Source organism: Paenibacillus sp. BIHB 4019 (assembly GCF_002741035.1).
Classification (GTDB): domain Bacteria; phylum Bacillota; class Bacilli; order Paenibacillales; family Paenibacillaceae; genus Pristimantibacillus.
Genome location: NZ_CP016808.1, coordinates 2638818 through 2657286 on the forward strand (window position 1 = coordinate 2638818; position 18469 = coordinate 2657286).

The following is an 18469-nucleotide window of genomic DNA, read 5'->3' on the forward strand; positions in this document are numbered from 1 at the left end:
CATATCTTCAAAAGGTAGATCAGGGAGGTCGGAAAATAATGATGAATTTAGATAATTGTCCACGCTGCGGCAAGCTGTTCTCCAAGAACTTTCGTGACGTCTGTCCGGCTTGCATTAAGGAAATAGATAGAGAGTATGAGCTCTGCTCCGATTATTTGCGTAAAAATAAAGGCACGAATATAAATGATCTATCCAATGAAACGGGAGTATCGGTCCGCCAAATTACAAAGTTTGTGCGAGAAGGCCGGATTTCGATTATGAATGCCCCGAATATGTCTTATCCGTGCGAAGTATGCGGTACTTTTATACGGGATAACAATATGTGCGATAGCTGTAGAGCGCGTTTAATTAGCGATACGGGAAAGATGCGCAATGAGGATGCCAGAAGGGCTGAGGAGCTGGAAGCACAGAGGGCTAATCAGAACATTTATAAAGGTTTGGACCGCTATAAGGATCGTTAGAATTTATTAATATTTGTCAATCGTCGATATAACTATAAATTTCTTGGGGAATAAGCCGATAATACTGTTAAAGGTTATCGGCTTATTAGCATGTGTCCAAATAAATGAGGTGAATAAATTGAAGATAAATGAACCTGGTCGTATCCATTCTCTTAACCAGTACCAGAAGAAGAACGAAATGGCAGTAAACAACGCCAATAAGAAGCAGAAGAAGGATGAGGTGCAGATCTCAGCCGCTGCCAAGGAGATGCTCTCTACGAGTCAGATGAACAGCCCCGAACGCGCAAAGCATATTGAGAGCCTGAAACAATCCATAGCAACTGGAACGTATCATGTTGATTCGGGCAAGCTGGCTGAGAAGCTGCTACCTTATTTCGGCAACAATCCAAGTGAATGAGGATAGGTGAACGGAGATGTCTCTTGAACTAATTGCAGATACCCTGCAGCAGCAATTGAAGCTGTATCATTCACTTTTGGCCATTGAACAGAGCAAGAAGGACATGATTATTCAGAATGATGTTCTGCAATTAAATGTGCACACCCAGAAGCAGAAGCTGCTTGTTGCGAAAGCAGAAGAGCTTGAGCGCATGCGTACCCAGCTGACTTCCCGTTATTTTAAGGATATTGGGTTTAGAATCCGCAGCGGTATTTTAGCCGAGCTGATTCGCTCCGTCACTGACCCTGTAATTAAGTCACAGTTGATGGAGCTGCACAGTCAGCTGAACAAGGTATTGGCTCAGCTTAAGGAAGCAAGTGCTTTGAATCAGCAATTAATTAATCAATCCTTGTCTTTTCTGGATTTCTCGATCAGCCTGATGATGGATGACCCCAATGAGGATCTTGTTTATCAGCATCCGATGAATCAGTATCCAGGCAGCAAGCGCAATGGATTATTTGATAGTAAAGCCTAAGAAGGAGGCAAGCAGATGACCTCAACTTTTCATTCATTAGAAACGTCGAAACGAAGCTTGATTACCCAGCAGGTAGCTTTGACTACACTCAGTCATAACATTGCAAACGCCAACACGGAAGGATATACGCGGCAAAAGGTAAACATGGTGGCGACTCGTCCAATGGAAGCCTACGGCATGACCAAATCCACAGCACCGGGCCAAATCGGAACAGGTGTCGAGTATACGTCTATTACACGTATCCGTGATGCTTTTCTGGACGCACAGTATCGTGACCAATCCGATATTGCGGGTACAACATCTATCCAAATGGATACATTGAGCAAGCTTGAATCCTTTGTCAACGAACCGTCAGACACAGGTATTCGTACCGTATTGTCGGATTTTTGGAATGCATGGTCAGATCTCAGTAAAGACCCGGAGAATGTAACAGCTCGGGAAATACTTGTAGAGCGGACGCAAGCATTGACCGACACTTTTAATGGGCTTAGCAAGCAACTTTCTGATCTTGATGCAGACATTAATATGACGATTGAAACTTCGACGGAGCAAGCAAATTCAATGATGAGCTCTATTGCATCGTTGAATGATCAAATAAAAAAAATTGAGTCACTCGGCGACAATGCCAATGATCTTCGCGATCAGCGTGATCTTCTAACGGATAAGTTGTCCAAGCTCGTCAATGTAACCGTTACGGATACGGAGGACGGGTACACCATTAATATGGGGGGAACAAACCTTGTTACCGGTGGGGATACAACGCCTCTGACAGCAATTGCGCTGGAACAGTCCTATAATAATGGCACGCTTACTGGCGGAGAAGTTCACGGGATGTTCGTATCTTTGGATACAGTTGCAGAATTCGTTGGGCAGTTAAATACACTCGCTAATACGATCGTAAACGGCAAGTTCGATGTTACGATTCCTAAAGGCTCCGTATTGCCGGGAACAACAGTACCTACAACAGCAGACCAAGTGATGACGGTCAATGGTATCAATGGACTGCATCAGCTTGGATATACACTTGGTAATCCGGCAACTTCTGGACAACCTTTGTTTACGATTAAGACGGGTTTTACAACACTTACTGCTGAGAGCATAGAGATTAACACCAATATTGCCTCAGATTCTAATCTTATTGCTTCTTCCATGCGTACTACGACAGATGGAGCTGGTGTATCGACGGTAGTCAAAGGTAATAACAGTCTAGCATTGTTAATGTCCCAAATGACTGAGGTCAAGTTTTCTTTCGACGAGACAGCTACTGGTGGTGGGATTAAGGAAGCCACATTGGGTGACTTCTACAGTGCGCTTGTCGGGGCATTAGGGGTTAAAAGCCAATCTGCTGCCCGTGAAAACTCCAATGCTGAGGCACAACTGGCTCAAGTAGATGGAAGCCGGATGTCGATCAGCGGTGTTTCCTTGGATGAGGAAATGTCCGATATGATTAAGTATCAATATGCATATAGTGCTGCTGCACGTTTTATGACGACATTTGATGAGATGCTTAATAAGCTCATTAATAATACTGGTGTAGTAGGTCGTTAGATTAATCATTTTCTCCAAAATGGGAGGTTATATATAATGGCTCTTCGTATTACACAAGGTATGATGCATGCCCAGCTTACACGTAATATAAGCCGTAATTTGAATAAAATGGCGGAAATTCAGAACCAGTCCTCGACAGGCATGAAGCTTCATAAGGCGTCTGATGATCCAGTGGGCATTACTTATTCGTTGCGTTATCGTACGGAGCTTGGTTCCAGTGATCAATATGAGAAAAACACAAACCAGGCACTGTCTTGGCTTGATCTTACTGATACTGTCATTAATCAAGCAGGCGATATACTCCAACGTGTAAAAGAGCTTGCAACGCAGGCTGCCAATGGAACAAACCCTCAAGAAGCACTTGATGCTATCCAAAGTGAAGTTGAGGAATTAAAGGGACAGCTTATTGACATCGGAAATAGTAAAATAAATGGAAAATATATTTTTAATGGGGAAATGTTTAATCAGATCCCTTATGATGCATCGGCTGCTGGATTTGATGCTAAAGGGGTTGCTACAGATACAGGAACTGTACAATACGCTCTTGGTGCCAATGTGACTGTAGGCATAAGCTTAACAGGAAATACTGTATTTGGGGACTCTGACCCAGCTGGAACGGGGAATAACGTTTTCTCGGTCATGGATCGATTGATTACATCATTGTCTACGGGGAATTATACAGGTGTTTCAGCAGAGATAGGTAATATTGAAATCAGCTCTGATCGCTTGCTTAATGCAAGGGCTGAAATCGGCGCAAAAGTAAACCGTGTAGAGCTTATGCAAAATCGGATTGCCGACTTCAAGTTGAGTCTGACAGACATGCAGTCAAAAGTAGAGGATGCTGATTTGGAGCAGGTTTTGATTGACTCGACAACTGCTCAATCAATTTATCAAGCCTCTTTATCTGTCGGAGCGAAGGTAATCAGCAAATCGCTTGTTGACTTCCTTAGCTAATTGTTCGAAGTATACAAAAAATGTTACATTAATTTGGAAGCTATGGAATCGGTGACGATGCCGTAGCTTCTTGTTTTTAAATAAATTGATTGGAGAGTGGAACAAATGATCATTGAAACGACTCGTTTTGGATCACTTGAATATGAAGCGGAGCAAGTTATCACTTTTATATCTGGCATACCCGGCTTCAAGCAATTTCAACGTTATACAATAGTATCTATTGAAGAAAGCCCATTTCAATTTTTGCAGTCCGTGGAAGATGGGGCACTAGCTTTCATTATTGTGTCGCCATTTGATTTCATAAAGGAGTATGAATTTGAATTGTCTGAGCAAATTAAAGATGAGTTGAAAATAGAAAATGCAGAATCTCTTCAAATTTATAGTATCGTTAGAGTAGTCGAAGATTTGGCCTCAGCCACGATTAACTTAGCGGCTCCTATTATTATCAATACTGAATGCAACCATGCAGTCCAATACATATTGTCCAATGAACATTATTCCATTCAGTATCCGCTGTTTGCGGAAGGTATGCCGACAGGAGGCGAATAGTATGCTTGTTTTAGGCCGCAAAAAAGGAGAGTCCATTCTCATTGGCAATAATATTGAGCTTAGTGTACTGGAGATCGTTGGCGATACGATTAAACTAGGTATTAAAGCGCCTGCTGAAGTAGGCATACTTCGCAAAGAATTGTATGTTTCTGTGGAAAGTATGAATCTCACAGCGGAACAATCAACGATCTCAGCTAGTGATCTGAAGCATCAATTTAAAAAAATCAAAAAAAGTTAAATTAGCTATAAACTCTTGGTTAAATATGCCGATAAATAGTATATAGCGAGCAAGCAACCTGCTTGATCAGCTAACCACAAGGATGTGGGACTAATAACCATTTCAGGGAGGAAACAACAATGCGTATTAATCACAACATTACAGCTTTGAACACTCACCGTAACATGACTTTGAACACTGCTGCTGCAGGTAAGAGCATGGAGAAACTATCTTCTGGTCTTCGTATCAACCGTGCGGCTGACGATGCTGCTGGTCTTGCAGTATCCGAAAAAATGCGTGGTCAAATCCGTGGTCTTGAGCAAGCTCAAAAGAACGTTCAAGACGGCGTATCTTTCGTACAAACAGCTGAGGGCGCAATGAACGAAGTAAGTGCAATGCTTACTCGTATGAAAGAATTGAACGTACAGAAGCTGAACGGTACATACAGCTCTGGCGACAAATCCAACATCAACGTTGAGCTTGATCAACTGGGTTCGCAAATCACTAAAATCATGTCCGATACTAAATTCAACGGTATCAACATCACTAGCGGTGCAACTATTCAATCCGATGATGCTTCGCAAACAATTGATATTGGCTCGATCGATACTTCTGCATTCAATGCATTGACTAGTGCTAGCGATCTGGGCACTGTAGAAACAGCTATCACAGCTGTTTCCACTGAGCGCGCTAAATTGGGTGCTGTTCAAAACCGTTTGGAGTACACTTCGAACAACTTGGGTACTGTAGTTGAGAACATCACTGCTTCCGAGTCGCGTATCCGTGATACCGATATGGCTAGTGAAATGGTTAAGCTTACGAAGAACAACATTCTTCTTCAAGCTTCCCAATCGATGCTTGCTCAAGCAAACTCGCAGCCACAAGGCGTATTGTCCTTGCTGCAATAATCATTTACTTGAAAGGAGAGGCCTTAGATATTCTAAGGCCTCTTTTTTCTATAGATTTGTATAAATTTAAATAAATATTTTCAGCAAGAATAATATCAGCTAACAAAGACACGAACTTTTTCCGATATTAAACTATAGAAAGCACTCTAAATTGAGGTGGGGAAATTGACGATGAATATCTCATCAGTGAATACCACGACGGGTTATACATCTGAGAAGGCAGCAGGCAGCGAGTCGGTTAAGGAAGTAACCGTAACTCCGGAAGCTTCCAAAAGCAATGATAATATAGCGGGGAATGAAGCTGGCATTGCAGCTGCTCAAGTTCAGCAGGAAACCTATTCGAAAAATATCGAACGTGTTATTGAATCGATGAAGGGTCCCGTCACCATGGTCGAAAGATCAGTACATGAAGGAACCAACCATATCATGTACAAAATTAGAAACAAGGAAACGGGAGAGCTTATTAAGGAAATTCCAGAAGAAAAGCTTCTAGACATGGCAGCGAAGCTTATTGAGCAAAATGGAATTGTCATTGACGAAAAAATCTAGAATTTAGTAGGAGGTTTTAGCATATGCGTATGGCAGGACTAGCTTCTGGCCTACAAGTAGATGACATGGTCAAGGAGCTCATGAAAGCTCGGAGAACGACTTATGACAATATGGTAAAAAAACGGACTCAACTGGAATGGAAGCAGGAAGATTATCGTTCGATGAGTACGAAAATTGCAGATTTTCGTTACAATAAGCTGACTTCTTTTAATTTATCCAGCGCAATCAGTGCGAAAACGTCAGAGGTTGGCGGGGATACAAACGCCTTAACACTTAATGCTACTAGCAGTACTGCAGCTGGTACACTAAATGTGCAAGTAAATCAGGTTGCAACAGCCTCGAATAGTGTGTATACCTTTAATACAACCGAACGTGCTCAATCTTTAGAAGATCTGGGTTTTGAGCTAAGTGCACCTGGCGCTGATACGGTTGATGTGAGAATTAATGGGAAAAATATTACAGTATCCAAGGATGCTAAGCTAAGCGATCTAGCTCAAGCTATTAATGCGAATTCGAGCAATGTAAAAGCTACAGCACTTTATGATGCGAACACAGGAAGGCTTTCTATATCTGCGAGCCAGACTGGTATAGGGCAGCTATCTCTTCAGGATGATGTTTTTACAGGGCGAGTACCTACCAGCAGCCAAGAGGGCGTTAATGCTGAGATTACAGTAAACGGCTTGACCTATGAGCAGGCAGGAAATCGTTTTAATATAAATGGCGTCGACTTTACGGTAAAGGCCGCTAGTCAATCAGGGAGCACAACGACGCTGAATGTTGTAAAAGATACGACTAAAATTATTGATACTATTAAGTCTTTTATCACAGAATATAATAGTTTAATTGGTTCAATAAATACCGAATTATCTGAAGAGAAGTATCGAACTTTCAAGCCGTTAACCGATGACGAGAAGAAAGAGATGTCTGATAAAGAAGTTGATTTGTGGGAATCCAAGGCAAGAAGCGGAAGTCTGAAAAATGACAGCATTCTTAGCGGCATGGTATCTGATTTGAGGATTGCAGCTACCTCGTTAATTTCGGGTATTGCAGATCAAGATGGAAATCGACTTTCGATTGGAATTACGACGGGGAGTTATTCTGATAAAGGAAAGCTAATATTGGATGAAACAAAGCTTAGAACGGCGCTTGAAACGGATGCCGACAGCGTCATTAGTTTGTTCACGGCTAAAGGGACGGATACATCACCTGGAAGCAGCACATCAGGGGTTTTCGCAAAAATGACAGCTACAACAACAAAAACATTAAGCGGATTAAGAGAAAAGGCAGGTACCTCACTAATAAGCTCAGATATTAATTCCGCCTTTGCTGAAAATTCTTTGATTAACAGCCAATTAAGAACGATGAAAGAACAAGAAAGCCGAATGACAGCAAGATTAACTGCCATTGAAAATCAATATTATAAACAGTTTTCTGCAATGGAAACGGCAATTAACAAATTTAATTCGCAGTCATCTGCGCTAACAAGCTTTAGTAATTAAAGGAGTGAAACCTTTGTTAAACTCACCATATCAAGTGTATCAGCAATCTTCTGTTCAAACAGCGACTCCTGGCCAGCTAATTATTATGCTATATGAAGGGGCTATTCGCTTTACCAAGGGCGGAATTGAAGGGATCAAAAAACAAAATTATGAAATGGCCAATACGAATTTGAAAAAAGCACAGGCCGTCATTAATGAACTGTTGGCTTCCCTTAATTACGACTTTGAAGTCTCGAAAAATTTATCTCAAATTTATGAATATCTTTTGCATCTTCTAATTGAAGCTAATTTGAAGAAAAATGATGCATTTGCACAAGAAGCATTAGGTTATTTACAAGAATTTCGAGATACTTGGAAGCAGGCAATGAAAGCTTCGGCAGGCCAAACACAAACCGCAGCTGGTCCTATGTAATGGAAGATATAATTTTTGAACTATATGTAAAAACCAAACAGGTAGTTGAACAATTGGATCATGCAGAAAGTGATGATTTACTCGCGTTAATTGAGCTCCGTGAAAATGTTATAAACCAGCTGGAAACGGGGCTTATAGTTTCGGAAGAGCAAAAGCAATTGCTGCGAGACATCGGTGGGTTTGATGAGGTTTTACTGGCGAAGATGCAATTATTAAAAGATGAAGCATCACAAGGATTGAACAAGTTAAATAATAATCGCCTTCAAAAACAAGTCTATGAACAAGCATATGCGTCAGAAAGCTATTTTATCGATAGAAGAGAATAGTTCGCTCGCAACAAATTTTTATAAACCGTCAGACAGAGTTTTGGGCTGACGGTTTATGTTTCTTTTTAAGACAATAATGATGGATTTGCACAGTTAGGAGACCGGCAAATGGAACAGCAACAAATTTCAGTAGAAGATGTATTAGATAATATCCGTCCATTTTTACCTGAATTAATTAACGCTTGCCAATTCGTTGCAGATAGACTCTATCAATCAATGGAACAAGAGACATGGGATAAGTTTGCAGATGTTCTTGAAGGTATGGATGACCTCTATCGTACACTTAATTCTATTCATTTGGAAATGGCTCCATCTGCTGTGCTTGGGCCTTATTTGAAGATGTTTATTGCTGAATTTAGCAGCAAGTTTCAAACGATGAACAATTTTATGGATGAAGAACAGTATAGAGAAGCCGGCGATTGTATTCATTATGAATTAAATCCGCTATTCCAACAGTTGGAAATTACTATTAGTGGTTCGCGGACAATCGAAGAGCAGAAATTTGGGGCTAATATCGGATATATAAAAGCCAAGCTTCCTAAACTATATGATCAAATTATAAAAATAGATACAGATAATGATGTTTATCAAACGATGAATGCCAAAAATGGAGAGCCCAATCTATATGTCACAATGACGGAAAAGGCTCCTATTTATTTATATAGTACATATAACCCTCACGATGAAGCGGATCGCTGGGTGCAGCATTTAGCAGAAAAAGTGAAGGGTAAAGATAATATTATCATTTATGGTGTAGGCTTTGGCTATCACATTTCAGCGTATTTGGATGCCTATCCGGATCATAATGTTTATCTTTATGAACCAGACGAGCAGATTTTTTTAGCGGCAATGAAAAGCGTGGAATTGAAAAAACTTTTAGATCGTCCACAAATTAAGGATTTTGTAGTTGGTGGGAATGCAAGCCAGCAAGCTAAATTGTTTTATAAGTTTTTACGCTACATGAAGGGTGAGCCTGAAATACTGAGTCTGCCTATTTATCAGAACCTAATGGGAGATAAAGTGGCGCAATTTTGCAATGATGCGATTATCGCTATTATGAATTACGACAGCTCATACCGACTCTATGAAAAGTTTGGTAGGGAATGGCTAGAAAATTCCCTATATAATTTATCCACGACGTTGAGTACTCCTCCTATAACGAACATGAAAAGCAAGCTAGAAGGTTTCAGTGCTGTTATTGTGGGGGCTGGCCCTTCATTGGAAGCTGATATCAAGCATTTATCCCAATTAAAGGATCATGCTTATATCATTGCGGCTGGCTCAACCATTCAGTCCTTACTTCACTTCGGAGTAACGCCGCATTTAATCATTTCTATGGACGGTACCGATGCGAACTATAACGTATTTAGAGATCTAGAGCTCAGCCATATACCATTGCTTTATACACCTATGATCAAATATAAGATTATAGATAAGAAATGGAACTATTTATTCCATATGCATTTCTATAATGATGTAGCATCTAAAAAAATAATGGATCTGCCTGGACAGGATCCGCTCTTTAATTCCAATCATTCCGTAACAGGAACAGCTATTCAGGCTGCTATATACATGGGCTGCAAAGAAATTATATTTACGGGTCAGGATTTATCTTATCCTAATGATAGAGTTTATGCCCCTGGAGCTAAGCATTTTAAAGATGAGAAATTGGAGCAGCAAATAGAAGCTGCAACGCTCGTTGTTGAAAATGTAAACGGTACAATGAATCGAACAAGCAACTTGATGAAGTTGACATTAGCTGATATAGAAAGTGTGCTGGAGGGTTATCCAGATGTTCAGTTTATTAACACTACAGCTATGGGAGCAAAGATCAAATATACGACGGCCGAACCTATGGAGCAGGTAGTTAGGCGTCTTAGTCATAAAAAAACCGATGAAAACTTTTTTATTAAGGAAATAAAGGAAGCAAGTCATTATAAGAACGAACGTCTTCAAATGATCAAAAACCGGGTATTCCGTATGCCTGAGGAGTTGAAATCGTATGAAGAAGGATTAAAAGCAATTAATAAAAATATTGAAAAGCTACCGGAGCTAAGCAGGAAAAATCCTCAGAAATGTTTTACGTTAATTAAAACAATTGAGTCTGATTGGAAAGTGGCAATTAATAGTCAGCCGTTCCAAGTATTTTGTTTTATGCTTTTCCGCAACGCATTAAGTGAGTTTGAGCGAGATCTTCCGGAGCTAGCTGAAGAAAATAATATGATCAAAAAAGCAAAGCTGGCACAGGAAATTATGAAGCCGTTAGTTGTTAAACTATTGGACGAAATACCTAGAATGAAAGAACTGGTAGATGAAACAGTTAAAAGAGTTGAAGCCGGGACAAATATTTAATTTTATGGAAATGGAATGTTTAAAAAAGTAATTCGACAATTTACAGAAAATATTTAGATATACATCTAAAGTCCTTAAAAAAAAATCCGATATAACAAGTAAGTAGATTATGCCAATAAGTTGAAACTGTTTAAAAGTAGACAATAAACACTATGGGGACAGTTTTTCTAGGCATTTTCACCTATTTTAGCTGAGATAGATATCCTATTTTTTAAAAAATGAAATGACTTTATTTGAAAGGGGCGGTGAGGCCTAGGTGACAAGTTAATAACGATTGATTTTTCATATTATTAACGGAATCAAATCGTAATTAGATCGCCTGTTTTATCGCACTTTACTTAAGCAGCATACTGGGGAGGATTTTTTAAATGATATTGAGAAAAAAAGAACAACTGGCTATTGCTACAGTGTTACTGAGCTCTGTATTAACGTTTGGTCCTATTTCTAGCGTATTTGCAGCTCCTGTTACTACTTCATGGGATACAGACAATGTTACGATAACGAATAATGTTGGTAAAGCAGATACAGTAAAGGTTACTGGTCTTACAGCTGGTTCTACTGTAAATGTTTATGATAAAGCAACTGGTGGTAAATTAATTGGCACAGCTAAAGTTCCGGCTGGACAAACAGAGGTAACAGTAACGATTGCTAACTTTGATGTAGCTGGAGGAAAAGTCTACATATCTGTAGTTGCAGAAAGTACAGCAAGTGAGTTCACTGTAGAAGCGGAAGCAAAAACAGATAAAGCAGATGCAGCAGATGTAGCATCGGTGAATAACGTGGGCAAAGCAGATACTTTGACTGTAAAAGCTGCAGTTGGAACCATTATTAAGGTGTATGATTCGGAAACAGCAGGTAAAGTATTGGGAACAGCAACAGTAGCGGCGGGTAAAACCGAAGCAGTTGTATCGATTGCACAAATCGGCGTAGCAGAAACAAAAGTGTATGTAACCGCAACAGAAACAGGTAAACAGGAAAGTGACCGTCTGGAAGTAACGGTAGCAGCGGAAGCGAAAACAGCGAAAGTAGCGGCATCGGATGTAGTGGCCGTGAACAATGCAGGCAAAGCGGACACGTTGACCGTAACAGCCGCAGCTGGAACGATCGTAAAAGTGTACGATTTGGAAACAGCAGGCAAAGTGCTTGGAACAGCGACGGTAGCGGCAGGTAAAACGGAAGCGATCGTATCGATTGCACAAATCGGGACAGCCGAAACAAAAGTGTATGTAAGTGCAACAGAAACAGGCAAGCTGGAAAGTGACCGCCTGGAAGTAACAGTAGATGCAGAAGGCAAAACCGACAAATTAACGGCATCGGATGTAGTAGCGGTGAACAACGTAGGCAAAGCCGATACGCTGACGATCACAGCCGCAGCTGGAACGATCGTAAAAGTGTACGATTTGGAAACAGCAGGCAAAGTGCTAGGAACAGCAACAGTAGCGGCAGGTAAAACGGAAGCAGTTGTATCCATCACGCAAATCGGCGCAGCCGAAACAAAAGTCTATGTAAGTGCAACAGAAACAGGCAAACAAGAAAGCGACCGTTTGGAAGTAACGGTAGCAGCAGAAGCGAAAACAGCGAAAGTAGCGGCATCGGATGTAGTGGCCGTGAACAATGCAGGCAAAGCGGACACGTTGACCGTAACAGCCGCAGCTGGAACGATCGTAAAAGTGTACGATTTGGAAACAGCAGGCAAAGTGCTTGGAACAGCGACGGTAGCGGCAGGTAAAACGGAAGCGATCGTATCGATTGCACAAATCGGGACAGCCGAAACAAAAGTGTATGTAAGTGCAACAGAAACAGGCAAGCTGGAAAGTGACCGCCTGGAAGTAACGGTAGATGCAGAAGGCAAAACCGACAAATTAACGGCATCGGATGTAGTAGCGGTGAACAACGTAGGCAAAGCCGATACGCTGACGATCACAGCCGCAGCTGGAACGATCGTAAAAGTGTACGATTTGGAAACAGCAGGCAAAGTGCTAGGAACAGCAACAGTAGCAGCAGGTAAAACAGAAGCAGTTGTATCCATCACACAAATCGGCGCAGCTGAAACAAAAGTGTATGTAAGTGCAACAGAAACAGGCAAACAAGAAAGCGACCGTCTGGAAGTAACGGTAGCTGCAGAAGCGAAAACAGCGAAAGTAGCGGCATCGGATGTAGTGGCCGTGAACAATGCAGGCAAAGCGGACACGTTGACCGTAACAGCCGCAGCTGGAACGATCGTAAAAGTGTACGATTTGGAAACAGCGGGCAAAGTGCTTGGAACAGCGACGGTAGCGGCAGGTAAAACGGAAGCGATCGTATCGATTGCACAAATCGGTGCAGCCGAAACAAAAGTCTATGTAAGTGCAACAGAAACAGGCAAACTGGAAAGTGACCGCCTGGAAGTAACGGTAGATGCAGAAGGCAAAACCGACAAATTAACGGCATCGGATGTAGTAGCGGTGAACAACGTAGGCAAAGCCGATACGCTGACGATCACAGCCGCAGCTGGAACGATCGTAAAAGTGTACGATTTGGAAACAGCAGGCAAGGTGCTGGCAACAGCAACAGTAGCGGCAGGTAAAACGGAAGCGATTGTATCGATTCCACAAATCGGTACAGCCGAAACAAAAGTCTATGTAAGTGCAACAGAAGCAGGCAAGCTGGAAAGCGACCGTCTGGAAGTAACGGTAGATGCAGAAGGCAAAACTGACAAATTAACGGCATCGGATGTAGTAACCGTGAACAACGTAGGCAAAGCCGATACGCTGACGATCACAGCCGCAGCTGGAACAATCGTAAAAGTGTACGATTTGGAAACAGCAGGCAAAGTGCTGGGAACAGCAACAGTAGCGGCAGGTAAAACGGAAGCAGTTGTATCCATCACGCAAATCGGCGCAGCCGAAACAAAAGTCTATGTAAGTGCAACAGAAACAGGCAAACAAGAAAGCGACCGTTTGGAAGTAACGGTAGCAGCAGAAGCGAAAACAGCGAAAGTGGTAGCAGCAGATGTAACAGCAGTGAACAATGCTGGAAGTGCAGATACTATTACAGTAAAAGCCGCAGCTGGAACGATCGTAAAAGTGTACGATTTGGAAACAGCAGGCAAAGTGCTTGGAACAGCGACGGTAGCGGCAGGTAAAACGGAAGCGATCGTATCGATTGCACAAATCGGTGCAGCCGAAACAAAAGTGTATGTAAGTGCAACAGAAACAGGCAAACTGGAAAGTGACCGCCTGGAAGTAACCGTAGATGCAGAAGGCAAAACCGACAAATTAACGGCATCGGATGTAGTAGCGGTGAACAACGTAGGTAAAGCCGATACAGTGACCGTAACGGCAGCAGCTGGAACGATCGTAAAAGTGTACGATTTGGAAACAGCAGGCAAGGTGCTGGCAACAGCAACAGTAGCGGCAGGTAAAACGGAGGCGATTGTATCGATTCCACAAATCGGTACAGCCGAAACAAAAGTCTATGTAAGTGCAACGGCAACAGGCAAACAAGAAAGCGACCGTCTGGAAGTAACGGTAGATGCAGAAGGCAAAACCGACAAATTAACGGCATCGGATGTAGTAGCGGTGAACAACGTAGGCAAAGCCGATACGCTGACGATCACAGCAGCAGCTGGAACAATCGTAAAAGTGTACGATTTGGAAACAGCAGGCAAAGTGCTGGGAACAGCAACAGTAGCGGCAGGTAAAACGGAAGCAGTTGTATCCATCACGCAAATCGGCGCAGCCGAAACAAAAGTCTATGTAAGTGCAACAGAAACAGGCAAACAAGAAAGCGACCGTTTGGAAGTAACGGTAGCAGCAGAAGCGAAAACAGCGAAAGTGGTAGCAGCAGATGTAACAGCAGTGAACAATGCTGGAAGTGCAGATACTATTACAGTAAAAGCAGCAGCTGGAACGATTGTAAAAGTATACGATTTGGAAACAGCAGGCAAAGTGCTTGGAACAGCGACGGTAGCGGCAGGTAAAACGGAAGCGATCGTATCGATTGCACAAATCGGTGCAGCCGAAACAAAAGTGTATGTAAGTGCAACAGAAACAGGCAAACTGGAAAGTGACCGCCTGGAAGTAACCGTAGATGCAGAAGGCAAAACCGACAAATTAACGGCATCGGATGTAGTAGCGGTGAACAACGTAGGTAAAGCCGATACAGTGACCGTAACGGCAGCAGCTGGAACGATCGTAAAAGTGTACGATTTGGAAACAGCAGGCAAGGTGCTGGCAACAGCAACAGTAGCGGCAGGTAAAACGGAGGCGATTGTATCGATTCCACAAATCGGTACAGCCGAAACAAAAGTCTATGTAAGTGCAACGGCAACAGGCAAACAAGAAAGCGACCGTCTGGAAGTAACGGTAGCAGCAGAAGCGAAAACAGCGAAAGTGGTAGCAGCAGATGTAACAGCAGTGAACAATGCTGGAAGTGCAGATACTATTACAGTAAAAGCAGCAGCTGGAACGATTGTAAAAGTGTACGATTTGGAAACAGCAGGCAAAGTGCTTGGAACAGCAACGGTAGCGGCAGGTAAAACGGAAGCGATCGTATCGATTGCACAAATCGGGACAGCCGAAACAAAAGTGTATGTAAGTGCAACAGAAACAGGCAAGCTGGAAAGTGACCGCCTGGAAGTAACGGTAGATGCAGAAGGCAAAACCGACAAATTAACGGCATCGGATGTAGTAGCGGTGAACAACGTAGGCAAAGCCGATACACTGACGATCACAGCCGCAGCTGGAACAGTCGTAAAAGTGTACGATTTGGAAACAGCAGGCAAAGTGCTAGGAACAGCAACAGTAGCAGCAGGTAAAACAGAAGCAGTTGTATCCATCACGCAAATCGGCGCAGCCGAAACAAAAGTGTATGTAAGTGCAACGGCAACAGGCAAACAAGAAAGCGACCGTCTGGAAGTAACCGTAGCAGCAGAAGCGAAAACAGCGAAAGTGGTAGCAGCAGATGTAACGGCAGTGAACAATGCTGGAAGTGCAGATACTATTACAGTAAAAGCAGCAGCTGGAACGATTGTAAAAGTGTACGATTTGGAAACAGCAGGCAAAGTGCTTGGAACAGCAACGGTAGCGGCAGGTAAAACGGAAGCGGTCGTATCCATTGCCCAAGTTGGCACAGCCGAAACAAAAGTGTATGTAAGTGCAACAGAAACCGGTAAGCTGGAAAGCGACCGTCTGGAAGTAACGGTAGCTGCAGAAGGCAAAACCGACAAACTAACTGCCTCAGAAGTAGTAGCCGTAAACAACGTAGGTAAAGCAGATACGCTGACGATCACAGCTGCAGCTGGAACGATCGTAAAAGTGTACGATTTGGAGACAGCGGGCAAAGTGCTTGGAACAGCGACGGTAGCAGCAGGTAAAACAGAAGCAGTTGTATCCATCACACAAATCGGCGCAGCCGAAACAAAAGTGTATGTAAGTGCAACGGCAACAGGCAAACAAGAAAGCGACCGTCTGGAAGTAACCGTAGCAGCAGAAGCGAAAACAGCGAAAGTACTGGTAGCTGATGTAACGGCAGTGAACAATGCAGGCAGCGCAGATACCTTCACGGTAAAAGCAGCAGCTGGAACGATCGTAAAAGTGTACGATTTGGAAACAGCAGGCAAAGTATTGGGCACAGCAACAGTAGCAGCAGGTAAAACGGAAGCGGTTGTATCGATTGCTCAAGTGGGCACAGCTGAAACTAAAGTATATGTGAGTGCAACAGAAACCGGTAAGCTGGAAAGCGAACGCCAAGAAATCACACTAGCGGCAGAAGGTAAGACCGATAAAGTTGTAACAGCAAATATTACGGTAGCGAACAATGTGGGTAAAGCAGATACGATTACAGTTCCTGCAGCAGTTGGTGCAGTTGTAAAAGTATATGATGCTGCTACAGCTGGTAAACTTTTAGGCTCTGCAACGGTAGCTACTGGCAAAACAGAAGGAATCGTTTCTATCAGTCAATTAGGTGTAGATGCGACAAAAGTATATGTAACTGTAACGGAAGCTGGTAAACAGGAAAGTGAACGCGAGGAAGTGGCGGTAGCAGCAGAAGCTGTAACAACGGCTCCAGCAGAAAGTGCAATTACAATTGTAAATAATGCTGGCAAAGCAGATACGATTACCGTTACAGATGTCGTTGCAGGTGATATCGTTAAAATCTTTAGAACGGGTACGACTACGGTTATCGGTTCTGCTACCATTGCAGCTGGTAAAACAGAAGCCACTATCTCGATTGCTCAATTGGGCGTGGATGCTTCCAGCGTAGATGTGACTATCACAAGCAAAGACAAACGCGAAAGCGCAAAAACGACAAAGTCGTATGATGCGGAAGCTGTGACAACTGCTCCAGATGCAAGTAAGATTACCATTACCAACAATGCTACAGGAACCAATGATACCATTGCGGTAAGCGGACTTACGGGCGGAGATGTTGTAAAAGTATATGCTGCAGGTACTACGACCGTAATTGGAACTTACACAGTTATCAATGGTGGATCAGAAGCAGTTGTTTCCATTAAACAATTGGGAGCAGCATCGGGGTCCGTTGATATTACGGTAACAAGCGTTGGTAAACGTGAAAGTGAAAAAACAACAAAATCGTACGATGCAGAAGCTTAAGTAATAAAAAGCTAAAGAAAAAACACCTTCCTGAAAATGGAAGGTGTTTTTTCACGTTTATAAAGGGTTCATGTTATTATGAACTACATATTGAGTCATTTATAACCGATAAATGAACTATAGCTTAAAATCGAACGATTTCCCGAAGTAGTAAGTCTTAGGAGGAACATATGAGAAAATACGGAAAAGTACTAGTGACTGGAGCAGATGGATTTATTGGCTCTCATTTAACAGAGGCGCTTGTTCGTCGTGGATACGATGTGCGAGCATTTACATTGTATAATTCGTTTAACACTTGGGGCTGGCTGGATGAATGTGCAGATGATGTTCGTGGGCAATTTGAGGTTTTTGCAGGGGATATCCGTGATGCATACGGAGTGCGTGAATCCATGAAAGATTGCGATGCGGTACTGCATTTGGCTGCACTTATTGCCATACCCTATTCGTATCATTCTCCGGACACATACGTCGATACCAACATAAAAGGAACATTGAATGTATTGCAAGCTGCACGTGAATTAAAGCTTTCTAAAGTCATACATACGTCTACAAGCGAGGTTTATGGGACAGCGCGCTTTGTTCCTATAACGGAAGAGCATCCACTGACTGGACAATCTCCATACTCCGCTACAAAAATTGGTGCCGATCAAATGGCGATGTCATTTTATCGTTCCTTTGAAACGCCAGTTGGCATTATCAGGCCATTTAATACATACGGACCACGTCAATCTGCAAGGGCAGTTATCCCGACCATCATTACACAAATTGCAGCAGGTCAAGAGAAAATTAAGTTAGGCACTATTCATCCTACAAGGGATTTTAACTATGTTGCCGATACAGTGAACGGCTTTATCGCAATGCTAGAGTCGGATAATTGCATTGGAGAAGAGATTAATATTGGAAGCAACTATGAAATATCTATTGGCGACACGGCTAAACTCATCGGTGAAGTGATGAATAAGGACATTGAAATCGTAAGTGACGAAATACGTTTGCGTCCAGAAAAAAGCGAAGTGGAACGCCTATGGGCGGATAACTCGAAAGCAAAAAGGTTATTACAATGGCAGCCTGAATATGCCGGATTAGAGGGATTTAGGCGGGGTCTTGATGAAACGATTGAGTGGTTTACAAAACCAGGCGCCTTAAGCAAATACAAAGCCGGACAATACAATGTATAGTTGACA

At 42.5% G+C, this 18469-nt stretch carries 15 protein-coding genes; all 15 read left to right on the forward strand.

What is annotated here, in order from left to right; all coding sequences use genetic code 11:
* Positions 1-41 precede the first annotated feature (41 nt).
* The 15 genes from BBD42_RS11210 (at position 42) to BBD42_RS11280 (ending at position 18463) form a co-directional block, all read left to right on the forward strand.
* Positions 42-461, forward strand: a complete 420-nt coding sequence (locus BBD42_RS11210) for a flagellar protein (protein ID WP_099521569.1) — start codon at positions 42-44, stop codon at positions 459-461.
* Positions 462-570: 109 nt separating this feature from the next.
* A complete protein-coding gene (gene flgM / locus BBD42_RS11215) occupies positions 571-858 on the forward strand; it encodes a flagellar biosynthesis anti-sigma factor FlgM (RefSeq protein WP_099521570.1) in 288 nt (95 codons plus the stop codon).
* Between the two features lie 16 nt (positions 859-874).
* Complete coding sequence (locus tag BBD42_RS11220) at positions 875-1372, forward strand: flagellar protein FlgN (RefSeq protein ID WP_099518232.1); 498 nt, start codon at positions 875-877, stop codon at positions 1370-1372.
* 15 nt (positions 1373-1387) lie between these two features.
* Entirely contained in the window at positions 1388-2920 is a 1533-nt protein-coding gene (flgK, locus tag BBD42_RS11225) for a flagellar hook-associated protein FlgK (RefSeq protein ID WP_099518233.1), read from the forward strand.
* Between the two features lie 36 nt (positions 2921-2956).
* Complete coding sequence (gene flgL / locus BBD42_RS11230) at positions 2957-3874, forward strand: flagellar hook-associated protein FlgL (protein WP_099518234.1); 918 nt, start codon at positions 2957-2959, stop codon at positions 3872-3874.
* Positions 3875-3979: 105 nt separating this feature from the next.
* Entirely contained in the window at positions 3980-4423 is a 444-nt protein-coding gene (gene fliW, locus BBD42_RS11235; RefSeq protein ID WP_099518235.1) for a flagellar assembly protein FliW, read from the forward strand.
* 1 nt (position 4424) lies between these two features.
* Positions 4425-4661, forward strand: a complete 237-nt coding sequence (locus tag BBD42_RS11240) for a carbon storage regulator (protein ID WP_099518236.1) — start codon at positions 4425-4427, stop codon at positions 4659-4661.
* A gap of 119 nt (positions 4662-4780) precedes the next feature.
* On the forward strand, positions 4781-5548 hold the full coding sequence (locus BBD42_RS11245) for a flagellin N-terminal helical domain-containing protein (protein ID WP_099518237.1): 768 nt from the start codon (positions 4781-4783) through the stop codon (positions 5546-5548).
* Positions 5549-5719: 171 nt separating this feature from the next.
* Positions 5720-6097 carry a flagellar protein FlaG gene (locus BBD42_RS11250; RefSeq protein WP_099518238.1) on the forward strand — a complete coding sequence of 126 codons (378 nt, stop codon included), beginning with the start codon at positions 5720-5722 and terminating at the stop codon, positions 6095-6097.
* A gap of 23 nt (positions 6098-6120) precedes the next feature.
* Positions 6121-7596, forward strand: coding sequence for a flagellar filament capping protein FliD (gene fliD / locus BBD42_RS11255; protein WP_099518239.1), 1476 nt, complete (start codon positions 6121-6123; stop codon positions 7594-7596).
* A gap of 13 nt (positions 7597-7609) precedes the next feature.
* Positions 7610-8008, forward strand: a complete 399-nt coding sequence (gene fliS, locus BBD42_RS11260) for a flagellar export chaperone FliS (protein ID WP_099518240.1) — start codon at positions 7610-7612, stop codon at positions 8006-8008.
* A complete protein-coding gene (locus BBD42_RS11265; protein WP_099518241.1) occupies positions 8008-8334 on the forward strand; it encodes a hypothetical protein in 327 nt (108 codons plus the stop codon). The genes fliS and BBD42_RS11265 overlap by 1 nt, the downstream gene beginning before the upstream one ends.
* A 108-nt stretch (positions 8335-8442) precedes the next feature.
* Positions 8443-10686 (forward strand): motility associated factor glycosyltransferase family protein, encoded by a 2244-nt coding sequence (locus BBD42_RS11270; protein WP_099518242.1) that lies wholly within the window; start codon positions 8443-8445, stop codon positions 10684-10686.
* A 368-nt stretch (positions 10687-11054) separates the two neighbouring features.
* Positions 11055-17285: a beta strand repeat-containing protein gene (locus BBD42_RS11275; protein WP_099518243.1), complete on the forward strand. Its 6231-nt coding sequence runs from the start codon at positions 11055-11057 to the stop codon at positions 17283-17285.
* Positions 17286-17455: 170 nt separating this feature from the next.
* The gene (locus tag BBD42_RS11280; protein ID WP_099518244.1) at positions 17456-18463 is read left to right on the forward strand and encodes an NAD-dependent 4,6-dehydratase LegB; all 1008 of its coding nucleotides are present in this window, start codon (positions 17456-17458) and stop codon (positions 18461-18463) included.
* Positions 18464-18469 lie beyond the last annotated feature (6 nt).

Excerpts from the sequence above, each read along its gene's own strand:
- BBD42_RS11275 (WP_099518243.1), top strand. The coding sequence starts at position 11,055 with ATGATATTGAGAAAAAAAGAACAACTGGCTATTGCTACAGTGTTACTG.
- BBD42_RS11245 (WP_099518237.1), top strand. The coding sequence starts at position 4,781 with ATGCGTATTAATCACAACATTACAGCTTTGAACACTCACCGTAACATG.
- fliW (WP_099518235.1), top strand. The coding sequence starts at position 3,980 with ATGATCATTGAAACGACTCGTTTTGGATCACTTGAATATGAAGCGGAG.
- BBD42_RS11210 (WP_099521569.1), top strand. The coding sequence starts at position 42 with ATGAATTTAGATAATTGTCCACGCTGCGGCAAGCTGTTCTCCAAGAAC.
- BBD42_RS11270 (WP_099518242.1), top strand. The coding sequence starts at position 8,443 with ATGGAACAGCAACAAATTTCAGTAGAAGATGTATTAGATAATATCCGT.
- flgK (WP_099518233.1), top strand. The coding sequence starts at position 1,388 with ATGACCTCAACTTTTCATTCATTAGAAACGTCGAAACGAAGCTTGATT.
- BBD42_RS11265 (WP_099518241.1), top strand. The coding sequence starts at position 8,008 with ATGGAAGATATAATTTTTGAACTATATGTAAAAACCAAACAGGTAGTT.
- BBD42_RS11250 (WP_099518238.1), top strand. The coding sequence starts at position 5,720 with ATGAATATCTCATCAGTGAATACCACGACGGGTTATACATCTGAGAAG.
- BBD42_RS11220 (WP_099518232.1), top strand. The coding sequence starts at position 875 with ATGTCTCTTGAACTAATTGCAGATACCCTGCAGCAGCAATTGAAGCTG.
- BBD42_RS11240 (WP_099518236.1), top strand. The coding sequence starts at position 4,425 with ATGCTTGTTTTAGGCCGCAAAAAAGGAGAGTCCATTCTCATTGGCAAT.
- fliD (WP_099518239.1), top strand. The coding sequence starts at position 6,121 with ATGCGTATGGCAGGACTAGCTTCTGGCCTACAAGTAGATGACATGGTC.
- BBD42_RS11280 (WP_099518244.1), top strand. The coding sequence starts at position 17,456 with ATGAGAAAATACGGAAAAGTACTAGTGACTGGAGCAGATGGATTTATT.
- flgL (WP_099518234.1), top strand. The coding sequence starts at position 2,957 with ATGGCTCTTCGTATTACACAAGGTATGATGCATGCCCAGCTTACACGT.